At 36.3% G+C, this 21,499-nt stretch carries 19 protein-coding genes; 6 read left to right on the top strand and 13 right to left on the bottom strand.

Going from position 1 to position 21,499, the window contains the following annotated elements; translation table 11 throughout:
• Positions 1-3: 3 nt before the first annotated feature.
• Positions 4-1,716: a galactosyltransferase-related protein gene (locus AW17_RS12010; RefSeq protein ID WP_029276678.1), complete on the bottom strand. Its 1,713-nt coding sequence runs from the start codon at positions 1,714-1,716 to the stop codon at positions 4-6.
• A 104-nt stretch (positions 1,717-1,820) separates the two neighbouring features.
• On the opposite strand from AW17_RS12010, the gene AW17_RS12005 reads away from it, so the two are divergent.
• Positions 1,821-4,004 carry a peptidase domain-containing ABC transporter gene (locus tag AW17_RS12005; protein ID WP_029276677.1) on the top strand — a complete coding sequence of 728 codons (2,184 nt, stop codon included), beginning with the start codon at positions 1,821-1,823 and terminating at the stop codon, positions 4,002-4,004.
• Here the strand turns inward: AW17_RS12005 and AW17_RS12000 are convergent.
• The 8 genes from AW17_RS12000 to tnpA form a co-directional block, all read right to left on the bottom strand.
• On the bottom strand, positions 4,001-4,852 hold the full coding sequence (locus AW17_RS12000; RefSeq protein ID WP_029276675.1) for an alpha-1,2-fucosyltransferase: 852 nt from the start codon (positions 4,850-4,852) through the stop codon (positions 4,001-4,003). The genes AW17_RS12005 and AW17_RS12000 overlap by 4 nt on opposite strands.
• A gap of 3 nt (positions 4,853-4,855) precedes the next feature.
• On the bottom strand, positions 4,856-6,136 hold the full coding sequence (locus tag AW17_RS11995) for an HlyD family secretion protein (RefSeq protein WP_029276674.1): 1,281 nt from the start codon (positions 6,134-6,136) through the stop codon (positions 4,856-4,858).
• Complete coding sequence (locus AW17_RS11990; protein ID WP_029276671.1) at positions 6,121-6,981, bottom strand: thiopeptide-type bacteriocin biosynthesis protein; 861 nt, start codon at positions 6,979-6,981, stop codon at positions 6,121-6,123. Before AW17_RS11990 ends, AW17_RS11995 begins: the two co-directional genes overlap by 16 nt.
• A 2-nt stretch (positions 6,982-6,983) precedes the next feature.
• Positions 6,984-9,149: a lantibiotic dehydratase family protein gene (locus tag AW17_RS11985; RefSeq protein WP_029276669.1), complete on the bottom strand. Its 2,166-nt coding sequence runs from the start codon at positions 9,147-9,149 to the stop codon at positions 6,984-6,986.
• Between the two features lie 244 nt (positions 9,150-9,393).
• On the bottom strand, positions 9,394-9,651 hold the full coding sequence (locus AW17_RS11980) for a hypothetical protein (protein WP_029276667.1): 258 nt from the start codon (positions 9,649-9,651) through the stop codon (positions 9,394-9,396).
• Between the two features lie 51 nt (positions 9,652-9,702).
• Positions 9,703-9,960, bottom strand: a complete 258-nt coding sequence (locus tag AW17_RS11975) for a hypothetical protein (protein WP_029276665.1) — start codon at positions 9,958-9,960, stop codon at positions 9,703-9,705.
• Between the two features lie 152 nt (positions 9,961-10,112).
• Positions 10,113-10,979: a beta-1,6-N-acetylglucosaminyltransferase gene (locus tag AW17_RS11970; RefSeq protein WP_029276663.1), complete on the bottom strand. Its 867-nt coding sequence runs from the start codon at positions 10,977-10,979 to the stop codon at positions 10,113-10,115.
• Between the two features lie 464 nt (positions 10,980-11,443).
• Positions 11,444-11,896, bottom strand: a complete 453-nt coding sequence (gene tnpA, locus AW17_RS11965) for an IS200/IS605 family transposase (protein WP_029276661.1) — start codon at positions 11,894-11,896, stop codon at positions 11,444-11,446.
• Positions 11,897-12,142: 246 nt separating this feature from the next.
• Between tnpA and AW17_RS11960 the strand changes: the two genes are divergently transcribed.
• From AW17_RS11960 to AW17_RS11945, 4 genes are all read left to right on the top strand, one after another.
• Positions 12,143-12,637 carry a hypothetical protein gene (locus tag AW17_RS11960; protein WP_157280275.1) on the top strand — a complete coding sequence of 165 codons (495 nt, stop codon included), beginning with the start codon at positions 12,143-12,145 and terminating at the stop codon, positions 12,635-12,637.
• Between the two features lie 182 nt (positions 12,638-12,819).
• Positions 12,820-14,349 (top strand): IS21 family transposase, encoded by a 1,530-nt coding sequence (gene istA, locus AW17_RS11955; protein ID WP_245235053.1) that lies wholly within the window; start codon positions 12,820-12,822, stop codon positions 14,347-14,349.
• 66 nt (positions 14,350-14,415) lie between these two features.
• Positions 14,416-15,117: an IS21-like element helper ATPase IstB gene (gene istB / locus AW17_RS11950; protein ID WP_245235052.1), complete on the top strand. Its 702-nt coding sequence runs from the start codon at positions 14,416-14,418 to the stop codon at positions 15,115-15,117.
• 956 nt (positions 15,118-16,073) lie between these two features.
• Positions 16,074-16,535: a helix-turn-helix domain-containing protein gene (locus AW17_RS11945; protein ID WP_157280274.1), complete on the top strand. Its 462-nt coding sequence runs from the start codon at positions 16,074-16,076 to the stop codon at positions 16,533-16,535.
• Positions 16,536-16,756: 221 nt separating this feature from the next.
• Here the strand turns inward: AW17_RS11945 and AW17_RS11940 are convergent, their stop codons facing one another.
• From AW17_RS11940 to AW17_RS11930, 3 genes are read right to left on the bottom strand one after another with little or no spacing between them, the layout of a single operon-like run.
• Positions 16,757-18,406, bottom strand: a complete 1,650-nt coding sequence (locus tag AW17_RS11940; protein ID WP_029276654.1) for a protein-disulfide reductase DsbD family protein — start codon at positions 18,404-18,406, stop codon at positions 16,757-16,759.
• Positions 18,407-18,419: 13 nt separating this feature from the next.
• Positions 18,420-18,869 carry a protein-disulfide reductase DsbD domain-containing protein gene (locus AW17_RS11935; RefSeq protein WP_029276652.1) on the bottom strand — a complete coding sequence of 150 codons (450 nt, stop codon included), beginning with the start codon at positions 18,867-18,869 and terminating at the stop codon, positions 18,420-18,422.
• Positions 18,870-18,897: 28 nt separating this feature from the next.
• A complete protein-coding gene (locus tag AW17_RS11930) occupies positions 18,898-19,944 on the bottom strand; it encodes a PLP-dependent cysteine synthase family protein (RefSeq protein ID WP_029276650.1) in 1,047 nt (348 codons plus the stop codon).
• A 199-nt stretch (positions 19,945-20,143) separates the two neighbouring features.
• On the opposite strand from AW17_RS11930, the gene AW17_RS11925 reads away from it, so the two are divergent.
• Entirely contained in the window at positions 20,144-20,611 is a 468-nt protein-coding gene (locus AW17_RS11925) for an Lrp/AsnC family transcriptional regulator (protein WP_029276648.1), read from the top strand.
• Between the two features lie 112 nt (positions 20,612-20,723).
• Here AW17_RS11925 and AW17_RS11920 read toward each other — a convergent pair whose 3' ends face one another.
• On the bottom strand, positions 20,724-21,314 hold the full coding sequence (locus tag AW17_RS11920) for a GIN domain-containing protein (RefSeq protein ID WP_029276646.1): 591 nt from the start codon (positions 21,312-21,314) through the stop codon (positions 20,724-20,726).
• Positions 21,315-21,499: the final 185 nt, after the last annotated feature.

Genomic DNA, 21,499 nt, shown 5'->3' with positions numbered 1-21,499 from the left:
TACTTACCAGGTATTTATATAGTGAATAATTTCAGAAGGCAGCATATTACATACCTTGACATATTCTTGGTAGCTATTTAACATCTCTTCGGTACTATAAAAATACGAATGTGTGCCTCTTCTGTGATCTAGATGATATAAGGGGCCTTTCTCTCTACTAATTTCAAATCCTAGGATCTTAAATCGCTTACATAGTTCTTGATCTTCAAAACCCCAGCCATTAAAGTTTTTATTATCCATTCCAGATTGCAGGTAAGTAACCCTATCCAGGACACAACATCCTCCAAAAGATGGTACAATCGATCCGTAGCTAATATTTACATATTCAGAAAAAGATAATATATCTTGATTTGAGTGAAAAAAGTTTGCAATAGCCCCTCCAATATTTATAAACCGACCATCATAAGGGTATGAGATTTTATTTTTTCCATGTCTGATTGAAATTATTGAGTTGTATAGTTGAGTTGGGGGCAGCACCACATCACAATCATATTTTACGATAATTGGGGTGTCTGCTATTTTAGCCATATAGTTATTGTAGACCTGACGATGGAATAAATTATCGGAATCTTGAATAAAAATATAGCGCACATTTTGCGCTAAAATATTAGGAGGTACTTTTCTTGTAACATCTGCCTCTAAGACTATGATCTTAATTTTAAAATACTTATTGACATACTTAATTATTGTTTCTAGATTCCTCAATCTATCTTCTGAATCTATTCTTATAGGAATTATAAGGGTGGTATCTAGGGCGTTGTAAATTTTGTTAATCCTAAATTTTGATATTAAATCTGCATATTTTATGCTACATTTAGATTTGTCTAAGTTGCCTAAGTACGTATAATATGGTTCTTGGTTATGGTATCGCGATTTGTAAAAAAGCGTCTCTGAATTTTCGATGCCGACGCCCGAATTATGAAAAATATTTGTTTTTTCCCAATAAGAAACATCATAATGTGGCCAACAAAAATTTAACTCCGAATGAATTTTTATTTGGGTTCGTTTAAGTCCATTCCAAAAAACTGCCCACATGTCTGCACACCAGCTAGATATGGGTATGTACTCAGTTTCCTCCCTATTGTTGCTATAATACATATTAGCATAACGTGATTTGTTGGCTTCTAGGAATACATAAAGTTTCTCAGAATCTGCTTCTACTTGATCCCAAAATTCATAATCTACATTTTTTAATAGATACTGTGCCCCGCCAGCATTTGTATCATTAGCTTTCACTAAGGCTGGAGAAATTTCCATTAACTTACACATTTCTTCAAATGCAATGACTCCACCTCTGGCAATTAGATACTCTGAAGAAATATACGATCTAGTATCAGAAAAATACCAATAATCATCAGAACAAAGAGTTTTAAAATCAGGTAGTTTATCTGTAAAGACAATATCACTGTCATGATAAAAAATATTGTGATTGCGTAATTTTGGGTGTTTCTTAAAATGTTGTTTTATAATGTTCGGACGGATGGAAGACACATAATTTTTCTTAATCCTAGTATCTGGGTACGTAAAAATTGATGCTTTTGAATGGTTGTTGGAGATAAAATCTTTCACTCTTGAGGGCACGCCTGTTTTTGGGTCTTTAGCTAGTAGTATGTGAATTTCTTCTGGAGCGAATCCAAGAGATAAAAAATTTTCAATCTGTATTTCCAATTGCCACATGAAGTAGGTTTCGGCAGGTTGAGCAGATAATAAAATCATATTAATCAAGGTTGATTTTGTAAATATGTTTTTTTTTTTTTAGAACAAAGAGTTAATCCATGTTTTTTTATTTTTAATTTGTAAAAATTAATTTTTTAGAAATCTTGGCATTTATACATTACCAACAACTTAATAATTCTGATTGTGGCCCCACCTGTCTACGCATGGTGTCAAAATTTTATGGCAAATATTACAGTACTGAAACCTTAAGATTTTTGATAAATACAGCAAAAGATGGTGTTTCGATGCTTGGAATATCTCGTACAGCAGAAAAAATTGGTTTTAGAACAAGAGGATGTCAGATCCCTTTTGATTTGCTCATGGAAGTTCCTCTCCCTGCAATACTACATTGGAATCAGAACCATTTTGTTGTCATTTACGATATAACAAAATCAAAAATAAAGATTGCCGATCCTGCAAAAGGGCTTATAACTCTCTCTAGGCAGGATTTTGAGAAAAAATGGATTTCCAATGTTGATGAAGATGGCAAACCTATTGGAACTGCTCTGTTATTAGAGCCTTCACCATTATTTTATGAAACAACGGGAGAGCAGCAAAATAGGCTAGATTGGTTTATATTTATTCAATATTTTAAGCAAAATAAGTCTCAAATTTTTAGAATCTTTTGGGGATTATTAATTTCATTCTTAATTCAACTCATTTTTCCTTTTCTAGCCCAAAGCATGGTCGATAATGGAATTTATGCTAAGAACTTAAATTTTATAGTCATAATTTTAATTGCCCAACTTACTCTTACCGCAACTAATACAATTGTAAGTTTCATAAGTAGTAGAATTCAAATTAGAATTTCTAATATAATTAATATCTCAATACTTTCAGATTTTTGGATTAAGTTAACTAGGTTGCCAATTTCATATTTTGAGACGCACCGTGTAGGTGATATATTCCAAAGATTAGGCGATAATAGAACCATTCAAGCATTTATTACTGGGGTTGCGATGAATACCATTTTTTCTATTGTAAACTTGTTGGTGTACTCTTTTATATTAATTAGTTATAGCCCAAAACTATTTCTCATATTCGCATGTGGCAATCTTTTGTATTTTTGCTGGATACGAGCATTTTTACCCATTAGACGAAAAATGAATTATCAGCAATTTTATTTGTCTGCCCAAGAAAATAATTCCACGATACAAATGGTTCAAGGCATGCAGGAAATGAGACTAAATAATGCAGAACAAGTTAAAAGATGGGAATGGGAAAACATACAGGCCCAGGTTTTCAAATTAAATTTTAAGAGCTTAAATTATGGACAATGGCAATCTGCCGGTGCGCTATTAATAAATCAATCCAAGGATTTAATAATAACATTTGTAGTTGCTAAGCTAGTAGTTGATGGACAATTAACTTTTGGTACGATGATAGCTGTTCAATATATCATTGGTCAGTTAGGAGGCCCAATAAGTCATGCAGTTGGTCTAATTCAGGGGTTTCAAGATGCGAAAATTAGTTTGGAAAGATTAAACGAAATTCATAACACTGCGGATGAAGAGCCTGTCGAATCAATATTTGAATCGAAGCTAAATGAGAAGATGGATATTGAAATAAAGAACTTGAACTTTACTTATCCTGGACAGTCGGTTAATGTCTTAAAAAATATAAATCTTGTTGTTCCAGAGAATAAAGTTACAGCAATAGTTGGAATGAGTGGGAGTGGGAAGACAACCCTCCTAAAAATTTTAATGAAGATTTTCACTGCTTACGAAGGAGAAATAGTTATAGGTGGAAAGCGGTTTAATTTAATTAGTCCTTCATTCTGGAGAAGTCAATTCGGAGCTGTAATGCAAGAAGGCTTTATATTTAATGATACTATACTCAATAATATCATCATTGGGGATGAGTTATTAGACGAGAAAAGATTACACCGCTCTACAGTAAGTGCAAATATTGATTCATACATTGATAATTTACCAAATAGCTGGAGGACAAAGATAGGGTCTGATGGAATTGGCATGAGCCAAGGACAAAAACAAAGACTGTTGATTGCAAGAGCACTTTATAAAGATCCTAAATTCTTATTTTTTGACGAAGCAACAAATGCCTTGGACGCAAATAATGAAAAAGAAATTATAGAAAATTTATATAAAATATTTAAGGACAAAACTGTGATTGTTATTGCCCACAGACTTAGCACAGTTAAAAATGCAGATAATATTGTAGTGATGAAGAACGGGGAAATCGTCGAGCAAGGAACCCACGCAGGGCTGATTTCTCAAAAGAAAGAATATTATGAATTAGTTAAAAATCAATTAGAACTTGGAGATTAAATTTGAATCCAGTCCTCAGGGATCAAATCTATAGTATTTAGCTTATCATTGGCAAACCATCTTTTTGGGGCAATCACGATCTTCTCATTCCCATCTGATAACCACGCAGCCCACCAGGCATAAGAGCTGTTGGAAATTATAAAATGTTTGCAACAGGTCATAAGAGTTAAATACTTATCAAATGTTTGTGTATAATAACTTTCATCTACAAAAAAGAGATTAGTTGTATGGGCAAGGTTTCTCCTACACCAAGGTATATCGTCAGAAAATACAAAAAATATTGGAGAATGTACATTGCTAGACATAAATTGCATGGCCTCATTTAAATATTCAAGACTAACAACACCATGGTAGTCTAAAAGATTTAAATAATCCCCTCTTCTCACATTAATCATTATTGATGTTGTCTGCTTTATCCTTCTATAAAGTTTCTCCCATTTCCCATCTAAAGATTCTCGAATTCTAAAGGTTTTGCGAACAATATCTGCAATAGATAAAAAATATTTTTCTGATTGCCAATAACCATTAAGAATGATTATTGTATTCCCTGCTGAGATAAGGTTATCTAGATTAGATATTGAGGCTAGTGGATCATTATTAAAAGAAAAGTTTAGATCATTTAATTCTACAACATATTTCCAATCTTTCAACTCTAAGTAATTGCTGCTTCCAATCACAACATTTTCAAGATTGAAAATCCCAAGGTCAAAGGAACGGTTTGAAAGCCCCGTTTCATATATTGATATATCTAAAAATAAATCTGTTTTATATTTTATTGCCAAAGCTTTTCCATAGGCGTATTGAAACATTTGGTTTCCTAAGCCACCTATGATATTTACCTTAATCATAGCTTAATTAATATTGTTCTTTTTTAAAAAATTATAATATAATCTCTCCAACAGTCGCATATCTTTAGTTATAATCAACGCCTGTGCAGTCAAACCAGTTCTATAAGGGATAACAAAATTTGAAGATGTCTTTAATCCATTCTGCAACGAAATTATAGCTAAAAAACCTTTATCTGTAGCAATCTTGGAAATACGTTCAATATGTCCTTTAATAATGCCATTTTCTTCAAATGGATAGGCGTCTAAACGGAGTTGCACTTCTTGACCTTCTTTAATCTTTCCAAATTGGCTTTGCGGCAAATATGTATTAAAGACGATTTTAGACTTACTTGGATATACATATCCCAATAAAGAGTGGGTGTCGAAATTTTGATTTTGCTGAACAGGCACAATAAATTCCACATGACCACTAATAGAAGAAGAAATGATGTACTTTTCTTTCCATGCCATAATCTCGCTTCTTAGATTGTATACAATCTCTGAAATATTGTTTATCCTAGCGGTAATATCAAAATTCATCTGATTAATTTCCTGTAATTTATCACTCTGAGTATTTGAATTTTGATATTTGGATTGCTGAAGTTGAGGAATGACGGCTTGTTTTTTAAAATAGGAGATTTTTTCATTTTCTAGATCAAGTTTAGAAACCACTTTCTTGTCAAATAACCCCTGCATTCTAATAAAAGAGGTCAGGGCTATTTGCTCATCATCTTTAGCAATTTGAAGCTGTTGATCTATCTTGACTCCTATTCTTTTTAAATTATCAAGATCTTTCATCAATAAATTTCTTTTGGCTGGAAAAAATCCTGATGATGTTGATTCTCTATATAAGTTTAATGCTAATAAAAATTGTTCATATTTTTCCTGCAAATCGCCAAGTTCCTTAAATCTAAACCTAAAAAGTTTAACAAAGTCAAGCTCTTTTTTCCTTTCCAGAAAAAGTATGCCGCTATCTAATAACCTATCTAATTTTAATACTTGTTCATGATCCGAAGTAGTTTTTATCCAAGCAATAGGATCTCCTTCGACTACGAAATCTCCAGTTGTATGGATCAACTTTTTTATTTTACCGTCAACATTTGTTAATATTTCCTTTGGGGAATTTGTACTAGATAAGACTGCGGCAGCTTGAACAGTAATGGGATACTTAATGTACCAGGTAAGCGAAAAAATTAATAAAATTAAGAACAAAAAAACTAATATTGCCCAACGTTCAGTAAAATCAGGTTTTCTAGTCACTATTTCCTGGGCAACTTCAGACCTAAGTTTTAAATTGTCTGGCATAGTTTGGGATTGTTTTTTTGTTGCCTGTAAGAGCAAAGTAAAAAATCATATATAACAAGTTCGTAAATATTTTGATAACAAGGAAATAGTCTATTAAAATTCATATGTATAATATTGAGAATCATTATTGTTCTCTCCGACTCTTCAATTCTATGCAAAATAGTGGAAGTTAACATTTCTATACCATTAGAATGAAAGCCCTCAAAAAGTAAGTTTTTAGTATTTAATACAGGATACAACGACAAATTATATTCCTCTTTATTATCTTTAAAAAAAGTCTGTAATTTTTTCTTTGTTATACTCGTTGTAGACAATTTTTTATGTAGTCCATCCAGAGCTAATTGACAAATTTCTATCTTGTTATTCAGTGAATATTGTAATGTATCCAATAACCTGTCTGTTAGTTTAGCCACATTAAGCCAAATATCATCATTAAATTTTTTCATGCTACTTGTAGCTTTCAAAATTTCCCAACTATTCGCACTAAAGATTGTCTCTAAACGTTCAATGTCATTTTCATGATATCGTTCAATTTCTCTTAGGTAGGTATCTTGTGTAAGTTTAATTATTCGCTCATTAATAAAATCACAAAATGAGTCATGAACGATAAAAACAATTTTTTGATAATTTTGAGTATTTGTCAAAAGAAATCTTAATCTTAAATGGGGCCCATCGTTGTCATTGTATCTTACAAAAATAAACTTTGTGATAAGATCCTTTTCGTATAAGTGCTTAACAAAGAGATAGATCTGATTGCCTAGAATCTCATTTTGTATATGATAAGATGCATATACCTTGAAATATATCCATTCACTTCCAGGAGGAAACCTTCTTTGAGTAGACATTTTTATTGTTTTAAAAAACTTACTATAATTTCATTTGCGTGGAATCCGGTAGCTGTTTTAACTAATGGATTTTTTTCGTCAAAAAGACATTCTTCCAGGACGACATAAGAACTTTTGAACTCAGCCTTTAATAGAATGAAGGAAGCATTCAAATTAAAATCTAACAAAATTCCACTATCCTCACCTATAAAGACCCTGTCCGGAATTCCTTTTTCTTTTCTTAATACATCAAATAGGTGTTGAAAGTCATCTCCAAAGCTTAACTCGTGCTTATATATTTTCCATTTGCCCAAAGATAGTATTACTTTATTTTTATAAGTAACTCGAGGAAAAAAACCATTTAAGGGCTCTAAACTACCCCAATTCAATTTCATAATAGGCTTTCTATTACTTTGATTATAGATGCTTGATAGGAAGTAATATATTGCATTATTTGAGTTACTATAATTGTGTGCGGTTGTGTTACGTGGAATAATAATCTTATCTAATTTTTTAGACTTTAAAACAATCTGGTTGTTTAGGTCTAAAGAAACATATAGATCATTCAAATCAATTTTGAAATCTCCTTTTTTAGAAGTTCCTGTTAAAACGGGGATTTCAAATTTTCGGAACGACGATCTTTTTAAAATATTTCCAACATGTGTATTATCTCCTTGATAAGCAATTTCTGCGAAAACAGAAGTTTCATGAAGGTCTTGTTCTTCAATTTTTATTAGTTCGTCAACTAAACATCTGATTTTTTCACTCTCTCCATAAAATCTTCCCATCATATTGGTGCTGGAATTGCCTCCAGCCATTTTAAAATACATTAGAGAGTCTGATTTTTCATCGATATTAAATATTTCAATACAACCTAATAATGTTGTTGGCGCATTTGACCAATCAGCTTTAAATTTTTTTAAATCATCCTTTTCAATGTTAATATGTTTATTTCCTGAATTTAGAAATTTATGATATTTATTTAGTATTAACTGATGAACATTGGTATTTGTGGCGGTACCAGCCGCTTTATGTCCAACTGTGGGCAGGATTGATCGTAAAATTTTACTGCTTAGAATGAAATGCGGTGTTTGTTGACCAAAGCCAATTCCAATATCAGGATCTAATGCCTCTAATAATGGAATTTCTTCGTATTCATATTGAGAATGAAAGCGTGATTTAAATAAATTTAAATAATAATTATCAATTGGTTGTGTCAAGATATTAAGAAGGTCAAGACATTCCTCTATTAATCCAGAATATTCATAGCTAATAGTTGAATGTTGGCTAATGGAATACAGATTTGCTTTTAAAAGATTTTTATTGTTGTCAATTAATAAATTCTTATTGTCAGCGCATAAACGATCTATTTCTTCAAGGGAATTGTGAATGTTAACATTGTTTATGTTATCAATCTTATAAAAAACACTCGAAATTTTTGAAAAATAAGGTTCAGTAGTTTTATGAGAATCTAGCCAATTTTCAATGAATTTTCCGTCATTATTTATGGTTATTTGAGGCTCTAGTTCGGAAACTATTATTTGATCGGATATTAATTCATCAACAAAATCTATCCCCTCGTCAATTCTGTCAATATAATCTCCGTTCAATAATAACGTTGCTATAGCTTCTCGACTTGCACCTAAACGTGCTGCTGATATAACTTGATCTAAATAATCTGTACGTAATACCTCACAAAGCATGCTTTCATTTATGCCGCTTTGGTAGCTTCGTTTAATATATCTATACTTTTTTCCACTTTTGAAAAGAGAACTATTAGTATAATAAGTCGCACTTCTGCCTACAGCTTCTTTAAGCTTTTCAACGGCGTCAGTATAGATTTGACAATCCAATGATAACACAAGTTTTAGTTCGCTAGCCTTGTTATAAAAGTTAGTTGCAATTGAGAATTCTCCCACCCCAGTAGCTGAAAAGGATCCAAAAGGAGAGCAACGTGCTGATATCCTGTATCCGTATTTTTGGACAGATAGCTGCAGTTTTTTTGATAATCGAGAATAATCAAATTCATGCTCGTCTAAAATTTTATAGAATTCTGGTGATGAAAGCAATATAGATTCTTTAAAGCCTTCTAATCCTAAAAGCCTCCTGCAATCTAAATAAGACCCAAAGTCAAGCCTTGGTATACGAAAGATAAATTTTGGATGTATCTTGTATTGGTGATTTTTCAAATATTTTAAATAAAGAATTTTGTTCTAGGTTCTATAAAATGAGCTGATTTCACTATTAAGTATAATAAACTATCCATATTTTCATCTGCACGTTGTGGACATTGTTTAATAGTTCGCAAATTACCTTTAATTGGGAAAATCAAGATATCTATTCCTATTTTTGAATTACTTTGAGCAGGAATATCTTTATAAAAAGCGAGCGAACAAATTGCTCGCTATAACTATACTTCAAGGCAATTTCTATTTAGCATGTTGAAGTTATAGGTGGAGTTGTAGTTGGCCCTGGACAACCAACTAATGTTGTCTCTTCTGCTGATGGAGTAGTAAATGGATTTGGGCAGCCTGTCAGAGAGGTAGCTTCGGGTGGTTCAGTCTTTCCCACGCAACTTGTATTTACAATAACCACACTGTCATCGGCACCACCTCCCCTAATACTCATTTCTTGGTCTTTAGATAAAAAACCAATTTCTAATTTGTCAATTGATAATTTTTTTCTTTTCATGATAGGAGAATTTTTGATTATTACGCAGCAGTTAAGCGCTGCGTAATAAAATTAACAAAGATCGGTAACTTTTATTGGTCCTGGAGGAGAAGTTGCTGGGCAGGTCATAACAGTTTGTGTTGTGTCGGGTGGTGTAGTAATTGTGCAGCCAGTTAAAATAGTTTCTGCAGGTGGTTCAGTCTTTCCCACACAAGTTCCATTTACAATCACTAAACTAGCTTCAGCTTCGCCTCCTCTAATGTTCATTTCTTGATCTCTTGATAAGAGACCAATTTCCAATTTGTCAATCGATAATTTTTTTCTTTTCATAATTATATAGATTTATTTATCAAAAGTAATTTTTTATTTGACTAATACAATAGAATGAAATATTTTTTTTTAAAAAAAAACTTGTATAGTAGACTGATCATCAATTGGTTTATGTTTGATGTACATATGGTATTTGATGGGCTGAGGTAAGTCTAACGACTTCTTAAATGTTTTTCAAGTTCCTCAATTACTAAGTTATCTCGACTCGAATCAAACTTTCTGGCAAAGTGACTAGCACTAGAAATTAAGGTGTTTAGATCATTTATTGTTAATGTTCGCGGTGTTTCAGGTCCTGTCTTCCAATCAATATATCTCAAGTTGTTATTTATTACTTTATTTTTGAAATGAGAATTCAAAACAATGGTTGGAATTAGCATTTCGTCTGGGAGTAAAGTATGATAGAAAAAATTTACCAATTCAGGATTTTTGAGTAAATAATCATAGACGTAAAATGCGCATTCAAATGATAGGCTAAACCAAAGCGATCCTCCAAATGGCTTTAAGTTAGCTGGGAATTGCCTAGAGATTCTATCCAACCTCTGTCTTTCAACAAACTTGATACTACTTTGCAAACCAATGTCGTCAACAAGCCAATAATATTTATATCTGTCCATCCCCCCTTCAAGTGCCCATTTTGTGCTATCCGGCATCTCGAAAAACTCCAAATATTCATTGCCCTGGTTGTTTTTAAAAAAGCTTAGAATTTCTGAATTGTTTTTTAACGGGAAATCTTGCCCACTAATTAATAGTAAATACTCACTATGGTCAATGATTGCCTCTCTAATCAAATTCAGTACTGCATAAATTAAATTAAATCCTCCCCAATTTATATTTATTCTGTCCTCCACGAAAATACAACGTTCAGAATTATTTATTTTTGCTTGAATTTTGGATATCTCATAATTTGATTTTTTATCTATATGTATATAAAAACGAAAATCTGGACATGAGAGATTATTAATTAATCTTGCAAGATGGTTGAAGTCTTTATACGCTGTAATTAATATACCAATTTTCATTTCTAAATTAAACGTATCATCATGTTAAATAAAATAATTTGCTACTAAATGTAGTTTATATTTTTTGAATTAAATATGGGTATTCTGTAGCTTAATTGGTTAGCTGAACTAACTCGTATTAATCAATATGAAACAAATATAGATAATAGAATATAACATTAGAAGCGATAAGCAAAGTTTAGCTTGCATAAGCAAGTTGCGTTAAACTTAGCAAGCGAATTTCAAACACACTATAGTTTTAAAGAGAGCTTTCTTAAAAGCAAAAGTCTTAAAAATTGTATAAAAGATCATAAACGTAGTGGTTTTGTGCCGCATTTGTATATACTGTTGATCAGAGTTGATTTACTTTTGAATCAAAATCATCATTAACCGTAGGTGGAAAAGACTATTGCATCAGATTGTGTCATTAAGTTAATGAATGACCCCGAAGCAGAGCTTCGAGGTATCGCATAAAGCTAGCCAAACTAATCGAACAAATTCAATTGATTCCTTTGGAACTTTTTATAATTGTTTTTTTCAACTCCTTGTTCTGTTATATACTTTTGAATGACCTGCTCATTTGCATACTGGCCAACTGTATTTATATAATAACCAATACTCCAAAACTGACCGCCCCACAATTTGCTCTTTACTTCCGGATGAAGACGTAAAAGTTCTTTTGCAGTAATACTTTTTATAGTTTGAGCAATATTCTTCGCTGAAAGCATACGAACACTTTGTATCAAAAAATGAACGTGATTCTCGTCTACGCCAATTTCAACAAACCAAATCTCAAAGCGCATTGAAATACCTTTACAAACGCTTACTAAGCTTTGCTCAACTTCTTCATTCATAACACTACGCCGATATTTTATCGGACAAACCAAATGATGCAACAAAAGATTCTTATTATGTCGCTTATGAATATGCTCGCTCATGTATCAAATATAAGCTTTAGGCTTAATTCTAAAAACTAGACCCCGAAGCAGAGCTTCGAGGAATTCTTTTGATTAAACTCTTTTCGGCCATCCTCCTTTTCCAAGATTGAGTGTTTTCTTATGTACTCTGGTGATCGAATAGTGGTCATTTTACTTCAATATTTCCAAGCTCGGCCATAAAGTTTCGCGTTCTGTGAAACTTTGATCCAGTTAAGCAATACCGCTTGACGGATTAAATTTTCTTTAATGTTACTTTTTCTTTCTAATTGGCAGCCTATATTTTTTGTTGCTGCCTGCCTGATGGGCATCTGTGTGATCGGGCTTCTTTTTTATTTCGTAAAGGTTTGGTGCCGGGCGAGGGGGGAGCCCGATGGTAGCGGAAGGATTTCTTTTTCTAGCAGAAGTGTGGCTGATGTGATGGGAAAGGTGAGGCTGGAAGCTGGGGTGCAGGAAGTGCCGATGTCGGAACTGGTTTTTGACCGTTCAGGAAATGCCGAAAGCGTGGTTAGTGTGCAAAGTGTAGGAATGGCGGATGATGTAATGGATGAGGTGAGCAAGTGTTTTGACCTGATCGGGGAGATGGATGGGAAGAAGGAGGATTTTATGCGGATGATGTCAGGGCTGGAGGGAATTTATCCGGAAATGGCGGATCATCCAGCGCTGGCGGAGGTCAGGGCGTTTATCGGCGCTCATGCGCACTTTGCATTGTCCAAGCAGGAGCTGGCGACTTTCTGGGGCTAGGGTGGAGATTTCGCTGAAACTGACCACCCCATTTCGGTTTAAACTGACCACCTATTCCGCTGGAAACTGACCACCTGATTTCGGACTAAACTGACCAGTTTGGAACGGTCGCAAATGCTATTGGAGCAACCCTACTTTTGATGGATATATAACCCATCTAAATGGCCAATTCCACTATAAGCATGAGCAAGATAAGACAGATACTCAGAATGTACAGCCAAGGGCGGAGCAAACTTTCCATTGCCACCCATACCGGCGTTTCCCGTAATACGGTAAAGAACTATTTAACCGCATTTTCTTCCAGCGGTTGCTGCTTCGATCAGATCGATGCACTTAACGACAAGGAACTGGATGATTTCTTCGGTAAGAGCCGCGAACGTGCTCCCCAAGACCGCTTATTGATCCTGCAACGCTGTTTTCCCAGTATGGACCGGGAACTGAAACGCACAGGGGTTACCCGCATGATGCTCTGGGAAGCCTATGTGAAAGAGTTTCCCAATGGATTCCAGTACACCCAGTTCTGTTTCTACTACAACCAGTGGAAGAACAGGGTGAACCCCGTGATGCACCTTGACCATAAGGCCGGTGATAAGCTTTTCATTGATTTTGCTGGCCAGAAACTTGCCATCGTGGATAAAGATACAGGCGAGGTGATCGCGGTGGAAGTATTCGTTGCCATTCTGGCTGCAAGCCAGCTTACCTATGTTGAGGCGGTGGCGAGCCAGCAAAAGGAGGACTTTATATCGGCCTGCGAGAATACCCTGCATTTTTTTGGAGGTGTTCCGGCCGCTATTGTTCCCGATAACCTTAAGGCGGCCGTTACCAAGAGCAGCCGCTATGAACCTACCCTTAACGATACCTTTGCCGATTTTGCGGATCACTATGGAACAACAGTGCTTCCGGCCAGGGCATACCGCCCAAGGGACAAGGCATTGGTGGAGGGAGCGGTAAAGATTGCCTACACCCGTATCTACGCCCCATTGAGCAAACAGGTATTCCATTCACTGGCAGAACTCAATTCGGCTATACTAGTGCAATTAGAAGCCCACAATACAATGCTGCTGAAAGGGAGGAATTATAGCAGGAGGCTACAGTTTGAAGAAGTTGAAAGAGAGGTACTCAGCCCCCTTCCGGTACTGCGCTATGCCTTCAAGAAGCAACATTATGCCACCGTTATGAAAAATGGGCATGTAAACCTTGGCGTGGATAAACACTATTACAGCGTCCCCTTCCGCTTTATAGGCAAAAAGGTCAAGTTGCTGTATTGTGTTTCAAATGTTGAGGTTTTCTATCATTATGAGCGTATTGCCATGCACAAGCGAATGAAAAGCCCATACAACTACACCACCGACAGGGAGCATATGGCCACCACCCACAGGTTCGTTACCGAATGGACGGCAGATCGCTTCCTGGAATGGGCCACCGGTATCCATGACGACGTAAGGCTCTATATATTGAAGGTACTGGAATGCAAACAACATCCCGAACAGGCCTACAAATCATGTATCGGAATCCTTGGCTTTGCTAAAAAAGCAGGCAACGAACGTTTGATCAATGCCTGCAGAAGGGCACTGGGCTTTGGTATCTACTCCTACAAAACCATACAGATGATATTGGAGAAGAATATGGAACAGTACGAGGAAAGCCTCTTTGCCGATGAACTACCCATGCCCACCCACGACAATATCCGTGGCGGAGACTATTACCAATAACCCTTAAAACAGATAGAAAATGAACACGAGCACACTTGACAAATTACGAAAACTGAAGTTCTATGGATGTTCCATGCCTTTAAAAGCAGCACTGAAACCGGGCAGACCGACCAATATACCTCGGATGAACTATTGGCGCACCTTATTGATTCCGAATGGGACTACCGCCAGAACAGGCGCATCGAACGGCAGATCCTGTACGCCAGATTCCGTTATAAGGCTTCCATAGAGGAGATCCATTACCATGCAGAACGGAGTATTGACAGAAATCAGGTCATGCGACTGGCCGACTGTACTTTTCTTGACCGGTATGAAAACCTGCTTATTACCGGAAGTACCGGAATTGGAAAAAGCTATCTGGCTTCTGCAATCGGCTATCAGGCCTGTATGTTGGGCTACAGGGTACTTTACGCCAGTACACCAAAGCTTTTCGCTAGGTTAAAAATGGCAAAGGCCGATGGATCTTATATCAAGGAGATTGCTAAGATCGAGAAACAGCAACTGTTGATACTGGATGATTTCGGGATACAGCCCTTTGATGCCCAGAGCAGGGCGGCACTGATGGAGATCATAGAAGACAGGCACTCAAAGACTTCATTGATCATCACCTCACAGTTACCGATCAGCAAATGGCATGAGGTAATCGGTGAAAAAACAATTGCAGACGCCATATTGGATAGGATTGTCCATGATGCCCATCGTATTGAACTCAAGGGAGAGTCAATGCGAAAGAAAAGGGCTCCAGCACCAGAAAATAACTTCAAATAAAAAACAATTTAAATCACTACTTTTGTCAACGCTTCTATAGCATTTGCGTCAATCCTTCGCCAGCAAATTAGGTGGTCAGTTTGCCACGGAATTACATGGTCAGTTTCTCCGAAATATACACATATATTGCATAACTAGAAAGCAAAAGAAATGCTAAACTTAATGCAGTGAGGACGTTATTTTTGTACATAACCAGTTATTAAAAAGAAGTTGTTATTCCCAAAATAAAGGTGTATTTTTTTGTAGAGTTTTCTTATGTTAAGCAATGACATTATCTAATTTTATTCTAGACTATTTTTCAAGAATGTAAAAAATCAAATTAAAAATAATTCTTTAGGTATAAAAATTAAATAAAAATATCTTTATTTAATGCCTGCCCACCATCTGGTTTTCATAAAAACGAAATTAATAAAAACTCTCGAGATCTAGTCAATGCTTTTACAATCGCATTCAATTGGTCCATACGTTCATTATTGGCAGCTCGTTCCAATATGCAAAAAAGTCGATGAACCAAATTATCTGAACCCATTTGCCAATTTTCTGGTATTTTAAAATTGTCTATAAATCAGTGTATTATCGGTTCTTTGTTTCTGGTGAAACAGGGGCAATAGGCTCTGTTTTATCCTATCCTATATGCTATATTGAAAAATAGAGGGTTTGGCAGTTCTGTATGCACCATTCATTCCATTACAAAAGCCTTAACTGGAAAGTTGAGATTTTTGTCGTTTTTAAGATGTTTTTCTAAAAATGCATTATAAATCAGGTGCTTGTGTTTTTAGGTGCTATAAGTGGGCATTTCGGCAAAAGTAGTATGCCCGAAATGAACGGTATCGACCTGTGTAAAAAAAATTAAAGGTGATGTACGCACTGCAAATACCCCAGTAATACTACTGACCGCACTTACTGGTGAGGAGGTGCAGCTTTCTGGTCTGGAAACCGGCGCTAATGATTATGTAATGAAACCTTTTAATTTTGAAATACTGCTTTTCAAAATCAAAAACCAGCTGAAACAGTTAGAATCTTCGAAGATAAAATATAAAAAACAGGTCGATATTAGTCCCAAAGCCGATGAAATAGAATCTGTTGATGAAAAATTTATGCGGCAGCTTTCTGTGCTGATCGAAACCAACGTATCCAATGCTGATTACTCTGTAGATCAGCTAAGCCAAGACATGAACATAAGCCGTGTAAGCCTTTACAAAAAAGTACTGCTTTTAACCGGAAAATCTCTGGTAGAGTATATCCGTTTTTACCGCCTCAGAAAAACGACACAGCTTTTGGAAAAATCGCAGTTAACCGTTTCCGAAATTGCCTATGAGGTTGGTTTCAACAACCCAAAATACTTTACCAAGTATTTTAAGCAAGAATTTAATATACTGCCATCAGTATATATTGCCAAAAAACTAAGCAAAAAGTAGAACGAAATTTCTATTTAACATAATTGCTTCCGGCCTCTTTGAAAGCGTTGATGTGACTAAAGTATATATGATAAATAAGACCATTTATTACCAACATAATAGGTGTGTTTCTTATCACACACACCTGGCGGTGAAAATGGGCATGCCATCCGGCAATGCCCATGTCGTCATCTTAACTATCACTAACTGCTGGCCACATTTCTACAATGACCAGTATGTTTTTATTTATTATGAAAAGCGTTTAATCCGCTTTCTAAGAATTTTTTATAATTTGTTACTTCATAATCTGCACCCTGTGGTTGTGTCAGTAGTGCTTCTGTTTTGGGATCGAGCAGTATATAAAAAGGCTGTGAGTTAGACTGGAATTTCCTGGCCTGCAGATCACTCCATTTTTTACCAATGGTATTGAGTTTTCTTCCCTCTGGTGTAATTACTATATCAGCTGGTGCCAGTTCCGATTTATCATCCACATATAATTGGATCAGTACATAATCATCATTGATCATTTTGTATACATCCTTGTCCGGCCAAACATTAGCTTCCATTTTTCTACAGTTTACGCAGGCATGGCCGGTAAAATCAATCAGTACAGGTTTGTTCTGTTTTTTGGCTGCAGCTAAACCTTCGCTATAATCGAAATAGGCATTCAGCTTTAATGGTGCATGGAACTTATCTGCATATTTATGCGCCCCATCATTTGTTGAAGTTTGTTTTCCTGCCAGTAACCCAGTGGTGTACAGGTCAAAATCTTGTGTTTCCTGTGGTGGAAGAAAAGCCGATACACTGCGTAACGGTGCGCCCCACATGCCAGGGATTAAGTAAATGGTAAATGAAAGAACTATTGTTGCCAAAAAAAGCCTTGGTACGGAGATAAAAGCCAGCGGACTATCATGCGAAAACTTCAGTTTACCCAAAAGATAGATGCCCATCATTCCGAAAATAACGATCCACAGGCTTAAGAATATTTCCCTGTCAAACCACTCCCAGTGGTAGGCCAGATCAACATTGCTTAAGAATTTTAACGCAAAAGCGAGTTCCAGAAAACCGAGCACAACCTTAACACTGTTTAGCCAGCCGCCAGATTTCGGCAATTTGTTCATTGCAGATGGAAAAAGTGCAAACAGTGCGAAAGGAATGGCCAGGGCCAGGGAAAAACCGAACATGCCTATTGCGGGCCCTAGTAAAGCCCCTGTTGTTGCTGCCTGTACGAGTAGTGTACCGATGATAGGGCCTGTGCAGGAGAAAGATACCAGGGCCAATGTTCCGGCCATGAAAAACAATCCCGCAATGCCGCCCTTGTCTGAATTGGCATCCATTTTATTTACCCAGGAAGAGGGCAGGGTAATTTCGAATGCTCCTAAAAACGAAGCTGCAAAAACAACCAGCAATAAGAAGAAGAAAAAGTTAAAGATACCATTAGTAGACAGGCTGTTCAGGGCATCGGCACCAAAAATTACCGTTACCAAAAGCCCAAGCACCACATAAATAAGGATAATGAAAAAGCCATAGAGTGCGGCAGGCCGAAAGGCCCTTCCTTTTTCTGATCCTTTAGTAAAAAAACTTACTGTAAGGGGCAGCATGGGGAAGATACAGGGCATCAGCAAGGCTGCTAAACCGCCAACAAAACCTGCAATAAAAATTCCCCACAAGGTTTTTTGTTCTTCTTTTGGTTGGGCAATGTTTTTTTGAGTAACAGCAGGAGCAGCTATTTTAGCAACAGTATCAGTTGCTTTAATTGTGCTGTCAACCGCTTCCGGCTTAATCTCTGTAAAAGTCAGCTCTTCGGTATTTGTGCTGTCCTGTGCATATCCATTTAAGGATATTGCACAGCAGAACAACAAACCGAGACAGATTTTCTTTAAGAATATCATATGCTCTTTGCGCTTATTTTACAGGAATACTAAAATCTACCTGTTCTGGCGGTAAACATTGCTTATCGTCGCATACCATAAACTCTACATTGCCTTTAATGGTTGCGGTTTTGCCTTTTAGCTTCACTTTTTGTTGAAATACTACTGACTTTTCGAAGTAGCTTACATCCATTTTAAAAGTAGATTCGAATTTGGTTATGGCTTTTGGTTCGATGGTTTTTCCAACCAGAGTATAAGCACCTGATGATGGAAAACTAAAGGTTGTTTTAACCGGACCTCCATCTTTAACAAATTGCGAATAGAGGTGCCAGCCCTGATCTACGGTGGCCTTAATGAAAACAGTAGCCGTATTCGGCCCGGTTTTTTTTGCAGCGTAACTCCAGGTTACAGGTTTTAAAATCTGGCTGTATGCGCTAAGGCTGATCAGGCATATGGCACAGCATAAAATGGTGATTTTTTTCATGTTGTGGTTTATTTGTTGATTTTTTTGATTAATGTAATCTGCTAAAGGCCTGGTAGTCGATAAAACCTACTTCAGGGGTCATGTATCCGGTTTTAACAGGTTCTACCTTCATTAAATCGGTACTTAAATATTTCTTGTTGCTATCAGAAAAGATGGTCACTACGCAGCTTTCAATTCCCATTTTTTGCTGTTGTTTTATGGCGCCTATTATATTAGCGCCCGATGATATGCCTACCGCTAAACCAAGTTTTTCGGCCAGTTTTTGCGCCATCAGTATGGCATCGCCATCGTTTACCTGTAGCACTTCATCCAGCTCGTTAAGCTTAACGATTTCGGGGATAAATTCATCAGAAATGCCTTGTATTCTATGACTGCCCACCTTATAACCAGTAGTTAAGGTCGGAGATTCTGCAGGTTCCAATGGATGTATCTTAATGCCCGGATTTTGATTTCTTAAGAAATTTCCTACCCCCATAATAGTTCCCCCAGTTCCTACTCCGGCAACAAAAGCATCGGGCGAAAGGTTTTTCAAACACAACTGCTCCCAGATTTCTTTACCTGTGGTGTGTTCGTGCGCTTCCGGATTGGCGATATTCTCGAACTGCTGAGGCAAGAAAATATTCGGATCGTTTGCGGCCATCTGTTCTGCAAGTTTAATGCTGCCAATAAAACCGCCTTCTTCTTTGCTCACCAGAATAATCTCCGCACCTAAACTTTTAATAATATCCATGCGCTCTTTGCTCAACCAATTTGGCATAATGATGGTAACCGGATGCCCCAAAGCTTTACCTATGGCCGCAAATGCAATCCCGGTATTGCCGCTGGTGGCTTCAATAAGCCGATCACCAGCTTTGATCTTACCTTCGGCATACGCTTTTTTTAGGGTGTAAAGCGCCATCCGGTCTTTAATGCTGCCAGTTAAGTTGTAATGCTCGCATTTAACATAAATTTTGCCTATACGCCCCTGGTAGGTGTAGGTGAGCTCAAGCATGGGTGTATTACCAACCAGAAGCGATAAATGTTCGAATTTCCCCTCCATGGCAGAAGTCATTTTATTTGCTGTTATTGTGGTCATAGCTGTTGATTAGATCGGATAGCAATGGTTATTTTGGTTGATTTTTATTTCGGTAAAATTCAGTATTATAATTTTTTACATCAACACATGTTGTTTTTTACAGAAAATTTCTGCTTTTTTGATTATTATTTAGTCTTTATTTCAGTTTTGGCTTGATTTTTTAACTTTCATTATATTTTTTTTCAATTTATTAACGTTTATGACCCACGGAGATTTAGATCAGGTTGATGTAGAAATACTAAAATTATTGCAACATGATGCCTCTTTAACCAATAAGGAAGTATCCTTGAAGCTGCATAAGTCTATAGCCACTATCCATGAAAGGATAAGACGACTAAAGGAACAAGGTTATATTAAAAGAATTGTGGCCATTCTCGACCGGAAAAAGATCAACAGAAACCTGATCGCTTTTTCGCATGTACTGTTGAAAGAACATACGGCTAAAACCCTGATCGAATTCGAAATGGAAGTTTCGAAGTTTGGTGAGGTAATGGAATGTTTGCAGATGACCGGTGCTCACGATTTTATTCTCCGTATCGCTACTAGGGATATGGATGATTACCACGAATTTCTGCGGAACAAACTCGCTACACTGCCCAATATCACAACTGTTCAAAGTTATTTTGTACTCTCAGAACCTAAAAGCGAAACGGCATATCCTATCTGATGTAATTGAGGGAGAAAACCCGTTGTGGAAGTGATCCAGAACAGACCTGTATCGATCAAACAAAAAAGGCGGTCCGTAAACAGACCGCCTGAACCAAAATATAATTCTTTTTTTATTTGCTAAGGGAAGCTAGTGCATTTTCAGTGTTTAGGCTGGTTTTTGTATTAGCTGCAACGAATTTATCCATGGTCAGCTTTTGTCCTTTGCCCATTACGAGCATATGGTCGCCAGTTGAACCACTTAAGGTTAAATCAGCATGATCTTCGATCACAGTATACAATCCGTCAGTTTGTGAGTTTAAGTCTAGTGATGCATTTCCGCTTAAGAAAACCTGCAAATATTGCGTGTTGATTTTACCCTGTGTTTTTACTTTAGCGTTATCCATTGCTTGGATGCGATAAATATCATTTACGTAAATGGTAAGTTTTGCGTCGCTGTTATCCAACGAGGTAATCTCTAAACCATCTCCGCTCTGTACAACCTTAACTTTACCAGTGTTTTCATCTGCATAGCTGATACCGGTACGTTTTCCCTGTATAATGGTCAATTCTACATTTCCTTTTACTTTGATGCGTTTGAAGCTCAATGCTTTTGAAGCGTGAACAGGTTTGATGGTTTCAGATGCGTTAGCTGATAATACTGCTGAAGTAGATAATACTAATGCTAAAGATGATGCGAATAATGTTTTGAATAAAGTTTTCATATGCTTTGAATTTTAATTTTTATAATGTTTTTATTGATTGTTCTGATATTAAGACGTGCAAGCACTGGAAACGTTTCAGCGCAAATCGCAGCATTATACCAGCCTGGGAAGCTAATCGACCAACGCCAGGAATTCAGAGACAAAAAGATGGTGGTCGCTGTGAATTTTCCAGGTTTTCTTTCCTG

The organism is Pedobacter borealis DSM 19626 (assembly GCF_000708285.2).
Classification (GTDB): Bacteria; Bacteroidota; Bacteroidia; order Sphingobacteriales; family Sphingobacteriaceae; genus Pedobacter; species Pedobacter borealis.
This window is presented reverse-complemented; position numbering and strand designations above follow the sequence as displayed.

Coding starts and splice junctions, on each gene's coding strand:
- AW17_RS11935 (WP_029276652.1), bottom strand. CDS start 18,869: ATGAAAAAAATCACCATTTTATGCTGTGCCATATGCCTGATCAGCCTT.
- AW17_RS12000 (WP_029276675.1), bottom strand. CDS start 4,852: ATGATTAAGGTAAATATCATAGGTGGCTTAGGAAACCAAATGTTTCAA.
- istA (WP_245235053.1), top strand. CDS start 12,820: ATGAGCAAGATAAGACAGATACTCAGAATGTACAGCCAAGGGCGGAGC.
- AW17_RS11995 (WP_029276674.1), bottom strand. CDS start 6,136: ATGCCAGACAATTTAAAACTTAGGTCTGAAGTTGCCCAGGAAATAGTG.
- AW17_RS11970 (WP_029276663.1), bottom strand. CDS start 10,979: ATGAAAATTGGTATATTAATTACAGCGTATAAAGACTTCAACCATCTT.
- AW17_RS11920 (WP_029276646.1), bottom strand. CDS start 21,314: ATGAAAACTTTATTCAAAACATTATTCGCATCATCTTTAGCATTAGTA.
- AW17_RS11945 (WP_157280274.1), top strand. CDS start 16,074: ATGAAACCTTTTAATTTTGAAATACTGCTTTTCAAAATCAAAAACCAG.
- AW17_RS11940 (WP_029276654.1), bottom strand. CDS start 18,406: ATGATATTCTTAAAGAAAATCTGTCTCGGTTTGTTGTTCTGCTGTGCA.
- AW17_RS11975 (WP_029276665.1), bottom strand. CDS start 9,960: ATGAAAAGAAAAAAATTATCGATTGACAAATTGGAAATTGGTCTCTTA.
- tnpA (WP_029276661.1), bottom strand. CDS start 11,896: ATGAGCGAGCATATTCATAAGCGACATAATAAGAATCTTTTGTTGCAT.
- AW17_RS11980 (WP_029276667.1), bottom strand. CDS start 9,651: ATGAAAAGAAAAAAATTATCAATTGACAAATTAGAAATTGGTTTTTTA.
- istB (WP_245235052.1), top strand. CDS start 14,416: ATGTTCCATGCCTTTAAAAGCAGCACTGAAACCGGGCAGACCGACCAA.
- AW17_RS11930 (WP_029276650.1), bottom strand. CDS start 19,944: ATGACCACAATAACAGCAAATAAAATGACTTCTGCCATGGAGGGGAAA.
- AW17_RS11960 (WP_157280275.1), top strand. CDS start 12,143: ATGTTACTTTTTCTTTCTAATTGGCAGCCTATATTTTTTGTTGCTGCC.
- AW17_RS12010 (WP_029276678.1), bottom strand. CDS start 1,716: ATGATTTTATTATCTGCTCAACCTGCCGAAACCTACTTCATGTGGCAA.
- AW17_RS11925 (WP_029276648.1), top strand. CDS start 20,144: ATGACCCACGGAGATTTAGATCAGGTTGATGTAGAAATACTAAAATTA.
- AW17_RS11990 (WP_029276671.1), bottom strand. CDS start 6,981: ATGTCTACTCAAAGAAGGTTTCCTCCTGGAAGTGAATGGATATATTTC.